The sequence below is a fragment of the Shewanella sp. Isolate8 genome (assembly GCF_022398495.1).
GTDB classification, from domain to species: Bacteria; Pseudomonadota; Gammaproteobacteria; order Enterobacterales; family Shewanellaceae; genus Shewanella; species Shewanella aquimarina.
Map to the genome: position 1 here is coordinate 1053935 of NZ_JAKEVI010000001.1, position 18414 is coordinate 1072348.

The window sequence follows — 18414 nt, forward strand, 5'->3', positions numbered from 1 at the left end:
TCACGCGCTGCGGTTAACTGTGCGCTGGCCAGTATTGTCGCCTGAAGTGACCGTGATATAGGACGGCTCCGGCACCCGCCGCGCACAGGGCGCCGATCAACAGGACGATTTTAACATCGAACACGGCCAACAGTCCGCCGAGAAGTGCTGCCAGCAGGTTACCGACACAGAAGATGGTCACCAGCATGCCCATCAGCTGCCCCTGCGGCCTGTCCTGATAGGCATGGGACAGGTAACTTGGCAGGAAACTGTTATAGATGGCGATGCCCGCACCTATGGTCATGAAGTTGAGCAGATAGCTGGCATTGGTGAGATAAGGAAAGCAGGCCAGAGAGGCGCCAAACAGTGAGATGCCTACCAGACTCGCGCCGGCGTGGGTGAATCTGCGCTGTAACACAGGGGTGAACCAGATGCTGGTGGCGATCATGCAGCCGGTGAGTAGCACAGTGACCCAGCTGATCTGCGCCGGCGTAAAGGCCGCCTGCTGAACCAGATGCAGCGGATAGAATTCATAGTAGAAGTTAACCCCCATGGTCAGTAGCAGATAGAGCAGAAAGAAACGTCTCAGAGCCGGCTCTCTGAGCAGTACCAGGCTAGAGCCTTTCTCTGCGTTGGCCTTGGTTTCGTCGAGCTGACGTGGCAGCAGCCAGTGACTCAGCAGGGCACAGAGGATGCAGGTAACGGCCGCGGCGCCGAATACCATCTCCATCCCCCAATCTATGAGGTAGCCGCCCGCCAAGGGCCCAAGCAGATAACCGCCGTAACCCATGGCGCTGATTAGCGAGAAACTGCGCGTCTTATCGATTTGTGGGTGCAGATCGGCCGCTATCGCCCTGGCAATGGCGATATTGCCCTCGCATATCCCCGTGAGTAAGCGAGCGAGACAGAAGAGGACAAACTGCTCAGAATGGGCGGCGAAGGCAGTGAGCCCATAGCCCATGGCGCTGCCGAGTAGTGTAAGGCTGAGCAGGCGTTTGCGCCCATGAGTGTCAGACAGGCTGCCGATGAAGCTGCCACCTATGATGATCCCCAGCGGATAGATGCCTAAGACTATGCCCATCAAGAATTCGCTGGGCAGCCCCATAAATTGGGTGAGGGGAGAGCTGTTGTCATGAAAAAGTGGTGCCAGTACGGGATAAGGCAGTGCAATGCCTGCCACACTGATCAGGGTTACGATTAAGGTGACGCCGAGAATGCGCTGGGCCGTCTGTTCGGGAGCGGTTTGTACTGAGTCGGTCGCGTTCATGACAGCTTTTAAAAGAATGAATAGATAGCACTACTCTACATCAGCAGTCTTTTAAGTAAAGCATTTTCTTTATTTAATTGAGTAAAGGGAATTGGAGCTTTGTTAACTTATTTATTTTATTGAATTAACGTTAGAGTCATCTTATTTGGGCGGATTGATACGCTTAAGAATAGCCTCACTGGGCAGCAGTTCCAGGTGACCCTGGGCATCGAAATACCAACCCGTGATAAAGCCTTTCTGTCGCATGGTAACCAGATTTTGCATCACCTCCTTGGCTTCGATCATCGCTTCCTGCTCATCGCATTCATGGGTGAGTTTAAGGTACGCGGCAATGCTTGCCAGCGACGCAGATTGAGTGACATCGGCCATGTTCAACCACCTTGAGTAGTACTTGGTTTGAGCAAAGTCTTATACCAATCGTAATAAATAATTAATCATTCTAGCTTGTTAAAACGCTCGATAACTGTATTAGTATTTTTAATTGTAGAATAACTACTTATCTAAAAATCCTGCTTTGTTCTCAAGCGTTTTTCCTGCGCTATTTCTGATCACATATTTACTGTGATTGGTATTAATGAAGAATAGTTGAGGCTAAGGGATTCGCAATAGCGATAAGCGGCGGCAAAGGTTTGCTGCTAGGCTGTTTGATTATAAATAGGGGAGTGAAGCAATGAAGCGGAAATATGGTGGTCGATACTGGGCTCGAACCAGTGACCCCCTCCTTGTAAGGGAGGTGCTCTCCCAGCTGAGCTAATCGACCTGGGACTGTGGTGATTTATCGTTTCATAGCAATGCTATGGTGGTCGATACTGGGCTCGAACCAGTGACCCCCTCCTTGTAAGGGAGGTGCTCTCCCAGCTGAGCTAATCGACCTGGGATAAATACAGCATTTACATATTTTGATAACAATGGTGGTCGATACTGGGCTCGAACCAGTGACCCCCTCCTTGTAAGGGAGGTGCTCTCCCAGCTGAGCTAATCGACCTGGGACATTATTATATTCGACATTCTCTCATGAAGAGATGGTGGTCGATACTGGGCTCGAACCAGTGACCCCCTCCTTGTAAGGGAGGTGCTCTCCCAGCTGAGCTAATCGACCTGGGAATATCTCACAACATTAAACTCGATGCACCACATATTCAATCAAAGATAAAATATGGTGGTCGATACTGGGCTCGAACCAGTGACCCCCTCCTTGTAAGGGAGGTGCTCTCCCAGCTGAGCTAATCGACCTGGGACACATCAAATTTTATTACCATACAGTGTATGGTGGTCGATACTGGGCTCGAACCAGTGACCCCCTCCTTGTAAGGGAGGTGCTCTCCCAGCTGAGCTAATCGACCTCGCTGTGTGGGGCCGTATTATAGGGGGGAACGATCTACTGTCAACGCTTTTTTCGAGAAAATAATGAGTCCGGTTCAAATTTGTTCGGATCGTCTTAATGTTAAACAAATCAGGATGATTTATGATGGCGCCTTGGCGAAAGCCTGTACAGAAGGGGGCTTTCGCTCGCTGGTTCGAGTCAATAATCAGCAGGGGTGAGTAAGGAAAATAGGCAGGAGGGATAAAAATTGTCGTGTAAAGGGACGAACAAAAGAGAAGTTACTCGTCTTTACTGCCTACTTCTTAGTTTGGCTGGGCAAGATGATCTGGCATTAGTACAAGTAAGCTGGCTTTATAAGTAGCGGTAACTCGACGTCTGCATTATCTATAAGTCGATACAGGCCATAAGGGGAGCGAGTCATTTGCCGCTCGCGGATTCTCTACTGCTGGTACATGAGCTTTATACGGCGGTGATTAGGATGATTGCTAATATGTACTTGCTAACAGCCCATGTAAATAGGATTTGCAAATACTTACTTAATATAAGGGAGGCTCACTAGTGTCTTGAATCTGGGGAGGGCCCATAGGCGCATAGTCATCTCTTTTATCTATACTTCTTTTTCTACGCATCTTCTATCCCTACTGCTTTCTATCTTTATAGCTTTCTATCTTTACCGCTTTTATCTTTCGTCGTGCCTATTGATATGGATGAAGCCTGTCGCCTCTTAGTGACAAGGAGGGGGTTAGTTAGGTGGCAGTCTGGCGTGACTAATGAGAGCTCGGCATTTCTCTGCGGTAAGTGACCTAGACGAGCTTGTGCGTTGTGACGGGGCGGTCACCTTTTTTGGTCTCGGGCCGGGTGCTATTGGTCTGGCTATTTTCTCTTATCCCATTTGGCTGTTAGAATAGCGGCCACATTAAATAGCTCAGTCTATATTTAGACATTTCGATAACAGGTTACTGTCCCATTATGACGATTAAGACGCGTTTTGCTCCAAGTCCTACCGGTTTTCTTCACGTAGGTGGTGCTCGTACTGCACTTTATTCATGGCTCTATGCCCGCGCTAACCAAGGTGAGTTTGTGTTACGTATCGAAGATACAGATCTCGAACGTTCAACGCCTGAAGCCTGCGCAGCAATCTTAGAAGGTATGGAGTGGCTTGGACTGAACTGGGATGAGGGTCCGTACTATCAGACCAAGCGCTTCGATCGTTACAACGAGATCATCGCCCAGATGCTAGAGCAGGGCACCGCCTATAAGTGTTACTGTAGCCGCGAACGTATCGAGACGATGCGTGAAGAGCAGGCCGCGAAGGGTGAGCAGCAAAAGTATGATGGTTGCTGCCGTGATAAGGCGCCGCGCGATACCGATGAGCCATTTGTGGTTCGTTTTAAAAACCCAACCGAGGGTAGTGTAGTATTTGACGATCACGTGCGTGGTCGTATCGAGATCTCAAACGACCTACTCGATGACTTGATCATTGCCCGTACTGACGGCACACCGACCTATAACTTCTGCGTGGTGGTCGACGATTGGGATATGGGCATCACCTGTGTGGTACGTGGTGAAGATCATATCAACAACACGCCGCGTCAAATTAACATTCTTAAGGCGCTTAATGCGCCCGTGCCTGAGTACGCTCATGTGGCGATGATCTTAGGTGATGATGGTGCCAAGCTGTCTAAGCGTCATGGCGCTGTCGGTGTGATGCAGTATCGCGACGATGGTTACCTGCCAGAGGCGCTACTTAACTATCTGGTGCGCCTGGGCTGGTCTCATGGCGATCAAGAGGTCTTCTCTATCGATGAGATGAAGCAGCTCTTTAGCCTGGATGATATCAATAAGGCGGCGTCTGCCTTTAATACCGAGAAGCTTATTTGGTTGAACCAGCACTATATGAAGGAGCTGGCGCCTGAACATGTGGCCAAGCATCTCGAGTGGCACATGCAAGATCAAAACATAGACACCTCAAATGGCCCTGCATTGGCCGAAGTGGTCACCGCCCTGGCCGAGCGTGCCAAGACGCTAAAAGAGTTGGCCGCCTCTAGCCGCTACTTCTATGAAGACTTTGCCGAGTTCGATGAAACTGCAGCGAAGAAACATCTGCGTGGCGTGGCGTTAGAGCCGCTACAACTGATACAGAAGAAATTTGCCGAGCTAGAAGAGTGGAATGTTGAAGCAATTCACCAGGCGATCGAAGCCACTGCTGCCGAATTGGAGCTTGGCATGGGTAAGGTGGGTATGCCACTGCGTGTTGCCGTAACTGGTGCCGGTATGTCGCCTGCTGTAGATTTAACCGCTTTCCTCGTTGGAAAGGCCCGTTGTGAGCAAAGAATCTCCAAAGCGATTGAATTTGTAGCAAATAGAATAAATTCCTAAAAAACGAGTTGACACTTTTGGGTGTGCTGCATAGAATGCGCCTCGCAGTTGAGACACAGCCGGCAGATGCTCGCGGTGCACTCAAAGGTGACAAGTTAGGTAAGGGGCCTTAGCTCAGCTGGGAGAGCGCAACACTGGCAGTGTTGAGGTCAGCGGTTCGATCCCGCTAGGCTCCACCATCTAATTTGAAAGCGTTGAAGCAATAGCCTACTGGCTTCAATGAGTATTCACTCGATACGGAGTATAACGTATCAACAGTGTCCCATTCGTCTAGAGGCCTAGGACACCGCCCTTTCACGGCGGTAACAGGGGTTCGAATCCCCTATGGGATACCACTTTCTTGAGTGGTTGACTGCATAAGTTGACGATTCGATAGCGTTGAAGCAATAGCCTACTGGCTTCAATGAGTATTCACTCGATACGGAGTATAACGTATCAACAGTGTCCCATTCGTCTAGAGGCCTAGGACACCGCCCTTTCACGGCGGTAACAGGGGTTCGAATCCCCTATGGGATACCACTTTCTTGAGTGGTTGACTGCATAAGTTGACGATTCGATAGCGTTGAAGCAATAGCCTACTGGCTTCAACGAGTATTCACTCGATACGGAGTATAACGTATCTACAGTGTCCCATTCGTCTAGAGGCCTAGGACACCGCCCACTTTGGTTTATAAAGAGTCGGCGGCAGCAGGGGAGCGAAGCTCCTATGGGGATACCACTTTCTTGAGTGGTTGACTGCGAAGTTGACGATTCGATAGCGTTGAAGCAATAGCCTACTGGCTTCAACGAGTATTCACTCCCTTACGGAGTCTAAATGTAAGACCGGCGTCCCATTCGTCTAGAGGCCTAGGACACCGCCCTTTCACGGCGGTAACAGGGGTTCGAATCCCCTATGGGATACCACTTTCTTGAGTGGTTGACTGCATAAGTTGACGATTCGATAGCGTTGAAGCAATAGCCTACTGGTTTCAACGAGTATTCACTCGATACGGAGTATAACGTATCAACAGTGTCCCATTCGTCTAGAGGCCTAGGACACCGCCCTTTCACGGCGGTAACAGGGGTTCGAATCCCCTATGGGATACCACTTTCTTGAGTGGTTGACTGCATAAGTTGACGATTCGATAGCGTTGAAGCAATAGCCTACTGGCTTCAATGAGTATTCACTCGATACAGAGTATAAGGTATCAACAGTGTCCCATTCGTCTAGAGGCCTAGGACACCGCCCTTTCACGGCGGTAACAGGGGTTCGAATCCCCTATGGGATACCACAACTTATTTTGATAAATTTTGAAATAAGACGTTGTGTTTGTTCAGGTTTTACTGTATAGTCACAATCAGTTTCGGGGCCTTAGCTCAGCTGGGAGAGCGCAACACTGGCAGTGTTGAGGTCAGCGGTTCGATCCCGCTAGGCTCCACCAAATAAGCGTTTAGTTACGCGGAAAAAACCACCCAATAGGGTGGTTTTTTTTCATCTGTCATTTATCTCTATCTTGCTTCTATCTGTTTGCTACGAATACTAAACCGCTGGCTCGGGCAAAGCGTATCTATTGCGTCTACACTGACAAACTAACCATCAGTGCATTTGAGCAACAGAGTGAGTCAGACAATGAAGACATTTCTTTTACTGCTGTTATTAGCATTTTCATCAGTGAGTTTCGCTGAGGAAACCACACCTTTGCCGTCCCATAAGATCGCCTATCCTCAAGGCTGGCACACCTGGTCGAGTATTGCTGTCTCCCATCGCACCGATAACAACACGGTGAGGGCGATCCTGGGTAACGAGATCGCCGTCAATGCCGCCCGCAGTGGTAAGCACTCGCCTTGGCCCGATGGTGTCATCTTGGCCAAGGTAGTGTGGAAGGCTGGTGAATTGAGCCATTGGCCGCAGGCGATAGGACCCAAGGCCTTCGTCCATGCCGAGTTTATGTTTAAAGACTCAGTAAAGTATGCTGATACCTATGGCTGGGGCTGGGCACGTTGGGTTGGCGAGGATCAGACACCCTTTGAGGGCGGCATGCAGGTCTGCATCAGCTGTCACACGCCGGTAAAAGACAATGATTGGGTCTTTACGGAACCGGCCTGGTTTCCGGCTAAGTGAAAGAGCCAGATAAAGTAAAAGTGAAAGACTATTTGTTTTTAGATCAAGTGTATATGAAAAACAGGGCAAGCTCTATGAACTAAGCCGTGCATCGACAGGCACCACGTGCTAACGGCGGCGATGCCTGTCGATGATTGATATGACTCGGTAATTAGGGCTACTCGACGCCGAGGAAACCACCGGTCTGATGGGCCCAGAGCTGAGCGTAGATCCCGCCCTGTTTGATCAGCTGCCGATGTGTGCCTTGCTCGACGATCTTGCCTTGATCCAACACGATCAACCTGTCCATGGCGGCAATGGTCGACAGGCGGTGGGCGATGGCAATCACCGTCTTGCCTTCCATCAACTGATAGAGACTCTCCTGAATGGCGGCCTCGATCTCCGAATCCAGCGCCGATGTGGCCTCGTCCAACAAGAGGATAGGTGCGTTCTTCAACAGCACGCGGGCGATGGCGATGCGCTGACGCTGACCGCCCGACAACTTCACTCCTCGTTCGCCCACCTGGGCATCCAAGCCATGATTGCCTTCGGGATCGCTAAGTCCTTGAATAAAATCGAAGGCCTGGGCCTGGCGGATGGCATTTTCCAGCTCTTCATCGCTCGCATCCGGCTTACCGTAACGTATGTTGTCGCGGATGGAGCGATGCAGCAGGGAGGTATCCTGAGTCACCATGCCTATGTTGGCCCGCAGGGAGTCTTGCGCCACCTCGCGAATGTTCTGTCCATCTATGGTGATGTTGCCTTGCTCTACGTCGTGAAAGCGCATCAAGAGGTTAACCAGGGTGGACTTGCCGGCGCCCGAGCGGCCCACCAGGCCGACCTTCTCGCCGGGTTTTATCTTGAGATCGAGATCTTCTATGACGCCGCTGGCCTCGCCATAGTGGAAGCTGACCCGGTTAAAGGCGATCTCGCCCTTTGATACGGTGAGCTGGCTGGCGTTGTCGCTGTCCTGCACACTGGTGGGGCGCGACAAGGTGTTCATGCCGTCGGCCACTGTACCTATGTTTTCAAACAGTGAGCTTATCTCCCACATGATCCATTGCGACATGCCGTTGAGCCTGAGGGACAGGCTGACCGCCACCGCGATGGCGCCTATGGTGATGGCGTTGTCGCGCCACAGCCAGATGGAGACGGCGGCAACGCTGAAGGCGAGTAAGTAATTAATCACCTGCACGCTGACGTTAATGCCGGTTACCAGACGCATCTGGCGATAAACCGTATCGAGGAAACCCGTCATGCTCTCTTTGGCATATTGAGCCTCTTTCTGGGTGTGGGAAAACAGCTTCACCGTGGCGATGTTAGTGTAGCTGTCGACGATGCGTCCCGTCATGGTCGAGCGGGCATCGGCCTGTTCGGTCGAGACCTGTTTCAGCTTAGGGAGGTAGTAGCATTGCAGCCCCACATAGATCATCAGCCAGACCAGCATGGGCAGCATGAGGCGCAGGTCGGCATCGGCAATGATCACCAGCATGGAGAGGAAATAGACCAGAATATAGACCAAGACATCCAGCAGCTTAGTGACCGTTTCGCGCACCGCCAGTGAGGTCTGCATCACCTTGGTGGCGATGCGCCCGGCAAAATCGTTCTGATAGAAGGCGATGCTCTGTTTAAGCAGATATCGGTGGGCGAGCCAACGGATCGACATGGGGTAGTTACCCAGGAGTCCCTGGTAGATCACCAGGGCGTGCAGCAACACCAGGGCAGGGATCACCACGAGCACCAAGACGGCCATCAGCAGTAACTTGTCACCTTGCTCGGCAAACAAGGTCTCTGGGCTGTGGCTGGCGAGCAGATCCACCAGGTCGCCCATAAACGCAAACAGTGAGACCTCGAGGATCGCCAGCAGCGCAGTCAGTATCGACATTAATGCGAGCGGCAACTCGAAGCCGCGTGTGTAATGCCTGCAAAACTGGTAGATCCCACGGGGTGGCTGTACCGCTTCTTGTTCGGGTAGGGCGGAAACCCATGATTCGAAACGCTTAAACATTTAAGTCCTTATAAAATTTAGGCTTATTAGGATGATAGTCGATCTGATTGCTATCACTCATCATATAGCAGGCGTCATCCGAGTGCGATGAATTGTTGTGGCGATAGTTATTCTCACCATGAGTGCCGTTTTCCGCTAGTATCCAAACCCTGGCTGCATTAGAGTGGCCTTATCAAAGCAAAACGAGTCATCTTCAAGTGAGTCAGCAAACACCAGAGTTTAGTGCTGAAACCAGCAAAGCCATTCAAGTTGAGGCGCAGCATCCCAAGGCGGAGCAGTATCGCATCGCGCGTCTGTCACGAGATGCCAGATTCGATGGCCTGTTCTTCGTCGGTGTCTTCTCCACCGGCATCTATTGTCGTCCTATCTGCCCGGCAGTGCCTGCCAAGGAGGCCAATGTCAGTTATTTCGACGATGCCCTGTCGGCTGCTCAGGCTGGCCTGAGACCCTGTCTGCGTTGTCGTCCCGACAGTGCGCCGGGCTCTAACCCCTGGCTTGGCAAGCAGACCAGCTTGAATCGCGCCATGAGCCTGATCGACGCCGGCGTCTTGTGCGGCCCCCAAGCTATCCCTATGACTGGGCTCGCCGAGCGATTAGGGATCAGCGAGCGTTATCTGAGGCAACTGTTTCACGACAGCCTGGGCACTTCGCCCAAGCAATATGCCCTGTATCAACAGTTGATGTTTGCCAAGCAGCTGTTGCATCAAACCAAGATGCCGATCACTCAGGTGGCCTTCGCCGCCGGTTTTAACAGCGTGAGGCGTTTCAACGAGGTTTTCCGTGAGCAGCTGCAGTTGACTCCGAGTGAGATCCGTAAGGCCACGGGCCAGCCATCGCTGCCAGTCCAGGGCCTGACACTCAAGCTTGCCTATCGCCCGCCCTATGATTGGCAACATCTGCGCAGCTTCTTTGCCCAGCGCGCCGTACCCGAGATGGAGTGGCTAGATGAACAGAGCTATGGCCGCAGCTTCGTGCTCGGCAGTGGTAGTGGCCGTGACTGTGACTGTGACTGTGACTGTGACAGTCACGGCCGCGATAATGCTCGCAGTGCGAAGGGCTATTTCTGCGCAGTCCACAGCGAGCAAGAGGCCTGCTTTCATGTCACCATTCATCTCGCCGAGGCGGACTCACTCAGTCAGCTCAAGGGGATCATCAGCCATATTCGTCGCATCCTGGATCTCGACGCCGATATGCTCACCATAGGCGATAAGCTGCAAGCGCTTGGGCAGGCATTGCCTCAGGTGTCACCTGGCCTGCGTTTGCCCGGCGTCTGGTCGCCTTTCGAGGCGGCTTGTCGCGCCATATTAGGCCAGCAGGTGAGCGTGACCCAGGCGATCAAGCTCTTGGGGCAACTGGTGGCCGATTATGGCGAGACGATTAGCCTAAATGATCGTCAGGTGCGTCTGTTCCCAAGCCCGGAGGCGCTCGTGAATGCCAGCCTGGATGGGCTTAAGATGCCGGGGATCAGAAAAGAGGCGATTCGCGCCCTGGCAGCCTTTGTGATGGCTAACCCCGAGGCGGAGATAGACGACTGGCTGCAGATCAAGGGGATAGGCCCATGGACCCTGGATTATGTGCGCCTGCGGGGGCTGAGCCTGCCAGACGTGCTGCTGGTTGGCGATCTCGTGGTCAAACAGCAACTGCTGGTGAACCTGTCGCCCGAGCCGTCCTGTCATGATGGTGAGCCTGCTGAAGACGAAGATCCCAAGGCGGCAAAGAAGCGGGCGCAGGCACAATATCAGGCGCTCAGCCAAGAGGTACTAGGGCAGGTCGCCCCCTGGGGCAGTTATCTCACCCTGCAGCTCTGGAATCAGCAGTAGGCAGCGTGCCAAGAAATAAACTAATGAATATAGATATAAACTAGGGAATTTAAAATGATCCAAAAGACCAAAGATCTTCAGTACATTCCCCTAAGCCGGGACGCTGGACTAAGCGGCTATCAGGCGCTTGCCGAGCGAGTCATAGACACGCCGCTGGGAAAGGTGAGTCTGGCGGCCAATCAGTTTGGTCTGTCGCACCTGAGCTTTCTGCCTGGGCAAGATGATGATTTTACCGCGCGGCAGGTGACGCTAATTGAATGTAACCAGGAAGCGCAGATTAAGGCTCAGGCGCACCTTGAGCAGGCTGAGGATGAGTTAGCGGCCTATTTCGCCGGTCAGCTTACCGCCTTTAATGTGGCCCTGGCGCCGGTAGGGACAACGTTTCAGCATCAGGTGTGGCAGGCGCTGCTCGCTCACCCCTTTGGCGCTGCGGCAAGCTACTCGGATATCGCTAGCGCGATAGATAATCCCAAGGCGGTGCGGGCGGTGGGCAGCGCTAACGGCGCCAACCGAATCGCCATCATCATTCCCTGTCATCGCATCATAGGCAAGGATGGGGCGTTGACAGGCTATGCCTATGGCCTAGCCATTAAGCAGCAGTTACTGGCATTAGAGGCTAAGGCTGTGGGTCGCCAGGCAGACGCAGAATAAAACCTAGCTCTTATCTCTTAAGGCAAGATTCTCAAGGCGAGAGTCTTGAGTTAAGAGAGTAGCGAAAGATGAGGTGTTTACCCGTAAATTTAGGTACAATGCGCGGCTCTATTTTGTACGGGTAGCTAAATTTAATGACACCATCTGATCAGGCTCCATCTGCTCCGAAACCGACTGCGCCATCGGACCTGCCACTGTCGACCACAGATTTTAATCAGTTAAACCTGGTTAAGGCGTTGCAAGCCAGGCTACATCATCTTGGTTATCAGCAGGCGACGCCGATTCAGGCCGAGGTAATCCCCGCGATATTAGCCGGTCGCGATCTGCTGGCCGGTGCCAAGACGGGCTCGGGTAAGACCGCCGCCTTCGCCTTGCCACTGTTGCAGAAACTGGTGGGCCAGAGAGCCTCCGGCGGCAATCATATCGGCGCCTTAGTGCTGGTGCCAACCCGCGAGCTTGCCCAGCAGGTTGCCGATAGCTTTACCAGCTACGGCGCCGAACTGGCGCCCAGAGCCAAGGTTGTCGCCGTCTTCGGTGGTGTCTCGGTCAATAGTCAGATGCTGGCCCTGCGAGGCGGCGCCGATATATTGGTGGCGACGCCGGGTCGTCTGCTGGATCTGCTTGGCAGCAATGCCGTTAAGCTCTCTCAGCTCAAGGTGCTGGTACTCGATGAAGCCGATCGCATGTTGAACCTGGGCTTTACCGAGGAGCTTGGTGAGATCCTCAAACAGTTACCCACTCAGAAACAGACTTTGCTGTTCTCCGCAACCTTTCCCGAAGAGGTGCTGAGTCTCACGGCCAAGCTGCTGAACGATCCCGTGGAGATCCAACTGCAGGAGGCGCAGAGCGCCGATATCGCCCAGCGCGTCTATACCGTCAATCGTAGTAACAAGACGGCTCTGCTGGCGGAGCTTATCAAGGTGCGTCAGTGGCGTCAGGTATTGGTGTTTGCCAGCGCCAAGCGCAGCTGCGATCACCTGGCGCAGAAGCTGGAGAAGCGCGGCATCACTGCTCAGGTATTCCATGGTGACAAGGCGCAGGGCGCCCGTAGCCGTGTGCTCGAAGGATTCAAGAGCGGTGAGATCACAGTGCTGATCGCTACCGATATCGCGGCGCGCGGTATCGACATCGACAAGCTACCCGTGGTGATCAACTTTGAGTTACCAAGAAGCCCCGCCGATTATCTGCATCGTATCGGTCGTAGCGGCCGCGCAGGTGAGCGCGGCGAGGCGATCTCCCTTATCAGCCACGACGAATATCATCACTTCAAGGTGATAGAGAAGAAGAACAAGTTGCGCCTGCCAAGGGAGCAGTATCCTGGTTTCGAGGCCGACGCTGAGGCGCCGGCCGATTGCCCATCACGTCAGGCGAAGCCTATGGCCAAACCCGAGGGCACGGGCAAGAAAAAGCGTAAAAAGTTACCCAAGATCAATGACGGGATCTGGAAGCGTCCCTCATAGTAGGGTGTTCAACTAACAGAGTGGAAGAGAGATGCAGCAGCTTTTTTGGTTAGTCGAAGGCCAGATCGCAGGTCGTTGTGGCCCCAACCTGGTGCCCTGGGAGCTAAGTGAACTCAAGGGACAAGGGGTCGGTGCCATACTGTCGGTTAATGGCGGCGATCTCTGCGAGCCCGATGAGATGGCACGGTTAGATTTACGCTACGCCTGTATTCCGCTGTCGGGCAACATTCCCCCCATGGAGGGCGACGAGGCGCACTGCGTGGCCCAGCTGCCCAAGGCGCTGGCCTTCATTCGCCAGTGTGAGGCCGATGGCCTGCCTGTGATGATCCACTGCCGCTCAGGCAAAGACAGAACCGGGCTCTTGATGGCCTATTATCTGATGGAGAATGGCGCCGCGCCGCTACATGCGGTCAGCCAGGTGAGAGCGGTGCGAGATATCGCCTTCAGTGCCGAGGGTTGGGATCAATTTGTCTACGACGTCTTGTACGCTTTACAGGAGTAAGCCTAACGCCTATGTTAGGCCTAGGCGCATAAATTCATGGTGTTAGGGCAAGTGATGAACCTCTCTGTGGTACGCAAAAGCATGATGCGATTGGCCTCGAATTTGATGACTCTGGCCTTGACCCTGAGCCTAGTGTCGGCCTGCAGCAGTTTACCGCCGCCCCAGCAACTTATCCCAAGCCACAAGCTGGCTGCCCCGACCGATTCTGGCCTCTATCGTTACCTCGAAGGCGACCTCAAGGCGCATCCAAACAAGACGGGCATACTGCCGCTTTCCTCCGGTGTCGATGCCTTCGTGGCGCGTTTGGCGATAGTGGATGCGGCGAGCCAAAGCATAGATCTGCAATATTATATCTACCACGACGATGAAACCGGCCGGTTGCTGATCTGGCATCTGATCGACGCCGCCGATCGTGGCGTGCGGGTGAGGGTATTGTTAGACGACCTCACCACCAAGACCCTAGACGATGGCCTGATATTGCTGGCCAGCCACCCCAATATCGAGATCCGCCTCTTTAATCCCTCCTATGAGCGCACCTTTCGCAGTTTCGCCATGTTGACCGGGTTTTCCCGCCTCAACCATAGAATGCACAACAAATCCCTCACGGTGGATAATCAGATCACCATAGTGGGCGGGCGCAACATAGGGAATGAATATTTCTCCAAGAACGATGATGTGGATTTTGGGGATTTCGACCTGCTCACCATAGGCGATGTGGTCGATGAGGTGTCCGAACAATTCGACCGTTACTGGAACAGCGAACAGGTGGAGAGCGTGATCAACCTGGTGCCGCCGGCGACCAGTGAGATGTATCAAGCGGCGGCTAAGACCATGGCCAGAAACAAACAGAACTTCCTCCATGACGAGTATCTCAATCGTCTGGAGCTGAGCGAGCTGCTGACACAGATCACCGGTAAGGGACTTTACTGGTATTGGGGCGACGCCCAGCTGCTCTATGACCCGCCACAGAAGGCGAACAGACAGGACCGGCAGGAGTGGTTGCTAACCGACTTAAGTCAGTTTCTGGCCAGGGCCCGCGAGGAGGCGCTGATCGTTTCGCCCTATTTTGTGCCCACCGAAGGCGGTTGTCAGGCCTTAATTGAGGCGGCCAAACAGGGCATTAAGATCACCATAGTCACCAACAGCCTGGCGGCCACAGATGTGTTGGCGGTGCATGCCGGCTACAAGGCTTATCGTGAGCGTCTGCTGGAAAATGGTATCGCCCTGTATGAGGTGAAGGTGGATATCAATAACCGTCCCAGCGCCTGGAAGGGCAGCTCGCGCACCAGCCTGCATGCCAAGACCTTTGTGCTCGACAGAAGCTCAGTGTTTGTCGGCTCCTTTAATTTCGACCCTAGATCGGCCTGGATCAACACCGAGATGGGGCTGATTGTCGACCAGCCCAGATTTGCCGGAGAGATGGTGGATGAGATAGAGGTGTCCCTTAAGCGCAGCAGCTATCGCTTAGGGCTGCAACAGGGAGAGTTGATCTGGCATGATGATTTAAACGGTAAAGTCTATTATGCCGACCCTGATGCCAGCTTCTGGCGGCGTTTCATGGCCGACTTCATCGGTTTGCTGCCCATAGAGTCACAATTGTAGGGGTAATTTATCGGGGCATGAGCATCGTCAATTTAATCTGGCTATGCTAGGGTTAAACTTATCGCTAGTTAAGCATTTATGTGTCGGTAAGAATATGAAAAGTAAGGCGAGCCAATCTCAAGGCCTATTATTGTTCCGCTTGTCCCATACTCAGTTGTTTGCCCTCGGCACGCTCAAGATCCGCGAACTGGTTCCTTTCTCTAAACTCAGCGCCATCCCTCAGTCTCATCCCGCTATTCTGGGCGCCGCGACGGTGAGGGGGCACACCATTCCCATCATCGACATGGCCGCGGCCGTGGGCTATGCGCCTATCACAGAGCAGGAGTTCGCCAACGCCTATATCATCATCACAGACTGCCAGCGCATGGTGATGGGCTTTCTGGTGCGCAGCATAGATAAGATCATCGAGTGCAACTGGCGTGATATCGAGTCGCCGCCGGATAACCTAGGTAAGAATGCCTTCCTGACCGGGGTAACCCGGGTCGATGATAAGCTGGTGCAGCTGCTGGATGTGGAGCTCTTGCTGTCGAAGATATTCCCCGCCAGTCCGGAAAGCACCCGGGCAATTCTGACAGATGTGCAGCGGGAGATCTTAAAACCGCTCAATATCCTGCTGGTGGACGATTCCATGGTGGCACGCAAGCAGCTCAGCGACGCGCTGGACAGCATCAATATTCCCTATCTGGTCACCTCGGACGGTCGGGAGGCGCTCTCCATCATGGAGGAGGCCGCGAAGGAGGGAAGACCCGTGGATCTCCTAGTGAGCGACATCGAGATGCCGGGACTCGACGGCTATGAGCTGGCGTTCGAGGTGAAGAACACACCTGCCTTAGCCGACGCCTACATCATACTGCACACCTCGCTGTCGAGTGAGATCAGCGTGAGCCAGGCCCATCAGGTGGGTGCCAACGAGGCGCTGACCAAGTTCGATGCCCACGAGTTGATCGAGGCCATGCTCAGGGGCGCCAAGCGGCATCAAGCGAGTTAAAAATTAGATTTTTGTTATCTTTATGATGCTAGTGGGTAATAACTAAAGCGAAATCGAGCGGTTTGCTAGACAAGACGGGGGAGTTTCTATAAAACACAGGATGAAGGAAGTTTAACCTTGGGCCGGATCCTGTGTTTGACGTCAGCTTTTACTCTCATCCCTGGTACTTTTAGGCCGTAGTGGCCAAGCGGTATCGTGACGAGAGACGATAAATACCATAAAGAAAGCTGTTCTGCTCAGCGAACGTTGAAGGCGATGAGCAAAGGTTAAATTCAATTAATTATAATGATAGGTCAATCAATGAATCAAAATCGTTCCTTATTTGCCAAGTTGGCAGATGGCAGCTTAGTGCTGCAAATTATCTTGGGGATCATTGCCGGGGTTGCCCTGGCGAGTTTTTCACCTTCCTCGGCAGGGAGTGTTGCCTTCTTAGGGGATCTGTTTGTCGGCGCGTTGAAGGCGATCGCGCCTATTTTGGTATTTATTCTGGTGGCGGCCTCGATTGCCAATCAGAAGAAAAACACCAAGACCAATATGCGACCTATCATAGTGCTCTATCTCTTTGGCACCTTTGCGGCGGCCATTACCGCTGTGACCATGAGCTTCCTCTTTCCAACCACTCTGGTGCTGGTAAGTGGCGCCCAAGGCGCGACGCCACCGGAGGGAATAGGTGAGGTACTCAATACCTTGCTCTTCAAGGTGGTGGATAATCCGGTTAATGCCCTGATGACAGGTAACTACATCGGCATCCTGGCCTGGGGTGTTGGCCTGGGCATCGCTCTGCATCACGCCTCTGAGAACACTAAGACGGTATTTGCCGATGTAAGCCACGGCGTCTCTCAGATGGTGCGCTTCGTGATCCGTCTGGCCCCTATCGGTATCTTCGGCCTAGTGGCTAACACCTTCGCGGCCACAGGCTTCGAGGCGATTGCCGGCTATGCCAAGCTGCTTGCGGTACTCCTGGGCTCCATGTTGATCATCGCCCTGGTGATCAACCCGCTTATCGTCTGGTTTAAAATCCGCCGCAACCCTTATCCTCTGGTGTTAACCTGTTTAAGAGAGAGCGGCGTGACCGCCTTCTTTACCCGCTCGAGTGCGGCAAACATTCCGGTCAACATGGCCCTGTGCGAGAAGCTCGACCTGCATGAAGACACCTACTCGGTATCTATCCCACTGGGCGCGACCATCAACATGGCGGGCGCGGCGATCACTATTACCGTGTTGACCCTTGCGGCCGTGCATACCGAAGGGATCCAGGTCGATATCCTGACCGCTATCCTGCTGAGCGTTGTGGCGGCGGTATCTGCCTGTGGCGCCTCTGGCGTGGCCGGTGGCTCGCTGCTGCTTATTCCGCTGGCCTGTAGCCTGTTTGGTATCTCTAACGATGTTGCCATGCAAGTGGTGGCCGTGGGTTTCATCATAGGGGTGATCCAAGACTCGGCGGAGACGGCGCTTAACAGCTCGACCGACGTGCTCTTCACCGCGGCGGCTTGCGAGGCGGCCGAGCGTCAGGTGGAGATATAAGCCAGCGTTAGCCTGAGTGACAAGTTTTCGAATTGAAAAGGAGCCGATTGGCTCCTTTTTTGTGCCCGGTTTTTATAACAGGATTTCGTGCTGTTACTTTGTGCCTGGATTTGTGTTTGGGCTATTTAGCCCTCATGGCATGAACCGAAGCGGCCGATAAGGTTTAGAGAGTGATGGCTTTGGCGTGTTGAAAAAATTTTGTATTACACTTTACTTAAATAATGCATTAAAAGTGATTTAGATCGCGTTTTTATTTCCGCTCTAGGTTACAATTTCACATAAAGGAGGCGACAAGTTGGTTTAACTTGTTGGTTTATAGTTGCTTTTTTACAATGTTTTAACATTTGCGATAATTTAGAGGTTAAATAAATATGAGTTCTGAGCTTAGGGTAATGTTAGGCAATGCCAGTGCGAATGGTTCACAGTCATTACTTCAAGTTATCGAAATGTCGGTTGTTGAAAAGCGAAAACGTTTACGTTGGCAGGAGCAAGATATGGAAGCACGCGAAATTATTGGCCAGTGGATAGATGAGCGCCCCTCTCTGGGCGACAAGATCACCCTTTATCGTCAAGGCGAAAAGCTGTTTCTAGAGACCTGGTATAACGACGGTTGCCATAGCTTAGATGAGATGCAGGCAACACAGCTCGATAACGGCCTCAAGCTAGAAGACTTAGGTGGCAACCTGTTTGGTGAGTATTTCCTCCTATCTCACGACAATAACCTGCAATTTTGCAACAGCAACGAATGCTTCTATACCGCTAAACGCGCGGCATAAGGGTTAAAAGAAAGGCGCCAGATAGGCGCCTTTTTTGTGTCATGGCGATAAGCC

The 18414-nt window shown here is 52.8% G+C and carries 13 protein-coding genes and 13 tRNA genes; 17 read left to right on the forward strand and 9 right to left on the reverse strand.

The genetic code is table 11. The features are described 5' to 3' along the window. Positions 1-13: 13 nt before the first annotated feature. The 8 genes from L1D43_RS04580 to L1D43_RS04615 form a co-directional block, all read right to left on the reverse strand. Positions 14-1246 carry an MFS transporter gene (locus L1D43_RS04580; protein ID WP_239850113.1) on the reverse strand — a complete coding sequence of 411 codons (1233 nt, stop codon included), beginning with the start codon at positions 1244-1246 and terminating at the stop codon, positions 14-16. Between the two features lie 141 nt (positions 1247-1387). Further along, a complete protein-coding gene (locus L1D43_RS04585; RefSeq protein WP_041510714.1) occupies positions 1388-1615 on the reverse strand; it encodes a hypothetical protein in 228 nt (75 codons plus the stop codon). Between the two features lie 315 nt (positions 1616-1930). Next, positions 1931-2006: transfer RNA gene (locus L1D43_RS04590), tRNA-Val, on the reverse strand. Positions 2007-2043: 37 nt separating this feature from the next. Beyond that, positions 2044-2119 (reverse strand) — tRNA-Val (locus L1D43_RS04595). 36 nt (positions 2120-2155) lie between these two features. Beyond that, positions 2156-2231: transfer RNA gene (locus tag L1D43_RS04600), tRNA-Val, on the reverse strand. A 38-nt stretch (positions 2232-2269) separates the two neighbouring features. Beyond that, a tRNA-Val gene (locus L1D43_RS04605) sits at positions 2270-2345 on the reverse strand. 58 nt (positions 2346-2403) lie between these two features. After that, positions 2404-2479 (reverse strand) — tRNA-Val (locus L1D43_RS04610). Between the two features lie 34 nt (positions 2480-2513). Beyond that, positions 2514-2589: transfer RNA gene (locus tag L1D43_RS04615), tRNA-Val, on the reverse strand. A gap of 950 nt (positions 2590-3539) precedes the next feature. On the opposite strand from L1D43_RS04615, the gene gltX reads away from it, so the two are divergent. The 9 genes from gltX to L1D43_RS04660 all read left to right on the forward strand — a co-directional run bounded on the left by gltX (position 3540) and on the right by L1D43_RS04660 (position 7050). Beyond that, complete coding sequence (gltX, locus tag L1D43_RS04620; protein WP_239850114.1) at positions 3540-4949, forward strand: glutamate--tRNA ligase; 1410 nt, start codon at positions 3540-3542, stop codon at positions 4947-4949. 103 nt (positions 4950-5052) lie between these two features. Further along, positions 5053-5128: transfer RNA gene (locus tag L1D43_RS04625), tRNA-Ala, on the forward strand. 80 nt (positions 5129-5208) lie between these two features. Next, positions 5209-5284 (forward strand) — tRNA-Glu (locus L1D43_RS04630). A 108-nt stretch (positions 5285-5392) separates the two neighbouring features. Beyond that, positions 5393-5468: transfer RNA gene (locus tag L1D43_RS04635), tRNA-Glu, on the forward strand. A 308-nt stretch (positions 5469-5776) separates the two neighbouring features. Further along, positions 5777-5852 (forward strand) — tRNA-Glu (locus L1D43_RS04640). A 108-nt stretch (positions 5853-5960) separates the two neighbouring features. Then, a tRNA-Glu gene (locus tag L1D43_RS04645) sits at positions 5961-6036 on the forward strand. Positions 6037-6144: 108 nt separating this feature from the next. Continuing rightward, positions 6145-6220: transfer RNA gene (locus tag L1D43_RS04650), tRNA-Glu, on the forward strand. A 74-nt stretch (positions 6221-6294) separates the two neighbouring features. Further along, positions 6295-6370, forward strand: a tRNA-Ala gene (locus L1D43_RS04655). A gap of 188 nt (positions 6371-6558) precedes the next feature. Further along, on the forward strand, positions 6559-7050 hold the full coding sequence (locus L1D43_RS04660; RefSeq protein WP_239850115.1) for a cytochrome P460 family protein: 492 nt from the start codon (positions 6559-6561) through the stop codon (positions 7048-7050). 157 nt (positions 7051-7207) lie between these two features. Here L1D43_RS04660 and L1D43_RS04665 read toward each other — a convergent pair whose 3' ends face one another. After that, positions 7208-9037 carry an ABC transporter ATP-binding protein gene (locus L1D43_RS04665; protein ID WP_239850116.1) on the reverse strand — a complete coding sequence of 610 codons (1830 nt, stop codon included), beginning with the start codon at positions 9035-9037 and terminating at the stop codon, positions 7208-7210. A gap of 197 nt (positions 9038-9234) precedes the next feature. Here L1D43_RS04665 and L1D43_RS04670 point away from each other — a divergent pair, with 197 nt between their 5' ends. The 8 genes from L1D43_RS04670 to L1D43_RS04705 all read left to right on the forward strand — a co-directional run bounded on the left by L1D43_RS04670 (position 9235) and on the right by L1D43_RS04705 (position 18360). After that, positions 9235-10857: an AlkA N-terminal domain-containing protein gene (locus L1D43_RS04670; protein ID WP_345773694.1), complete on the forward strand. Its 1623-nt coding sequence runs from the start codon at positions 9235-9237 to the stop codon at positions 10855-10857. A gap of 54 nt (positions 10858-10911) precedes the next feature. Then, on the forward strand, positions 10912-11508 hold the full coding sequence (locus tag L1D43_RS04675) for a methylated-DNA--[protein]-cysteine S-methyltransferase (RefSeq protein WP_239850117.1): 597 nt from the start codon (positions 10912-10914) through the stop codon (positions 11506-11508). A 134-nt stretch (positions 11509-11642) separates the two neighbouring features. Beyond that, positions 11643-12968 (forward strand): DEAD/DEAH box helicase, encoded by a 1326-nt coding sequence (locus L1D43_RS04680; protein WP_239850118.1) that lies wholly within the window; start codon positions 11643-11645, stop codon positions 12966-12968. 31 nt (positions 12969-12999) lie between these two features. Beyond that, positions 13000-13470, forward strand: a complete 471-nt coding sequence (locus L1D43_RS04685; RefSeq protein WP_041511740.1) for a dual specificity protein phosphatase family protein — start codon at positions 13000-13002, stop codon at positions 13468-13470. A 36-nt stretch (positions 13471-13506) separates the two neighbouring features. Further along, complete coding sequence (locus tag L1D43_RS04690; RefSeq protein ID WP_239850119.1) at positions 13507-15072, forward strand: phospholipase D family protein; 1566 nt, start codon at positions 13507-13509, stop codon at positions 15070-15072. Positions 15073-15166: 94 nt separating this feature from the next. Next, on the forward strand, positions 15167-16060 hold the full coding sequence (locus L1D43_RS04695; protein WP_239850120.1) for a chemotaxis protein CheV: 894 nt from the start codon (positions 15167-15169) through the stop codon (positions 16058-16060). Positions 16061-16360: 300 nt separating this feature from the next. Further along, positions 16361-17584, forward strand: coding sequence for a serine/threonine transporter SstT (gene sstT, locus L1D43_RS04700; protein ID WP_239850121.1), 1224 nt, complete (start codon positions 16361-16363; stop codon positions 17582-17584). Positions 17585-17955: 371 nt separating this feature from the next. Beyond that, positions 17956-18360, forward strand: coding sequence for a hypothetical protein (locus L1D43_RS04705; RefSeq protein WP_239850122.1), 405 nt, complete (start codon positions 17956-17958; stop codon positions 18358-18360). Positions 18361-18414: the final 54 nt, after the last annotated feature.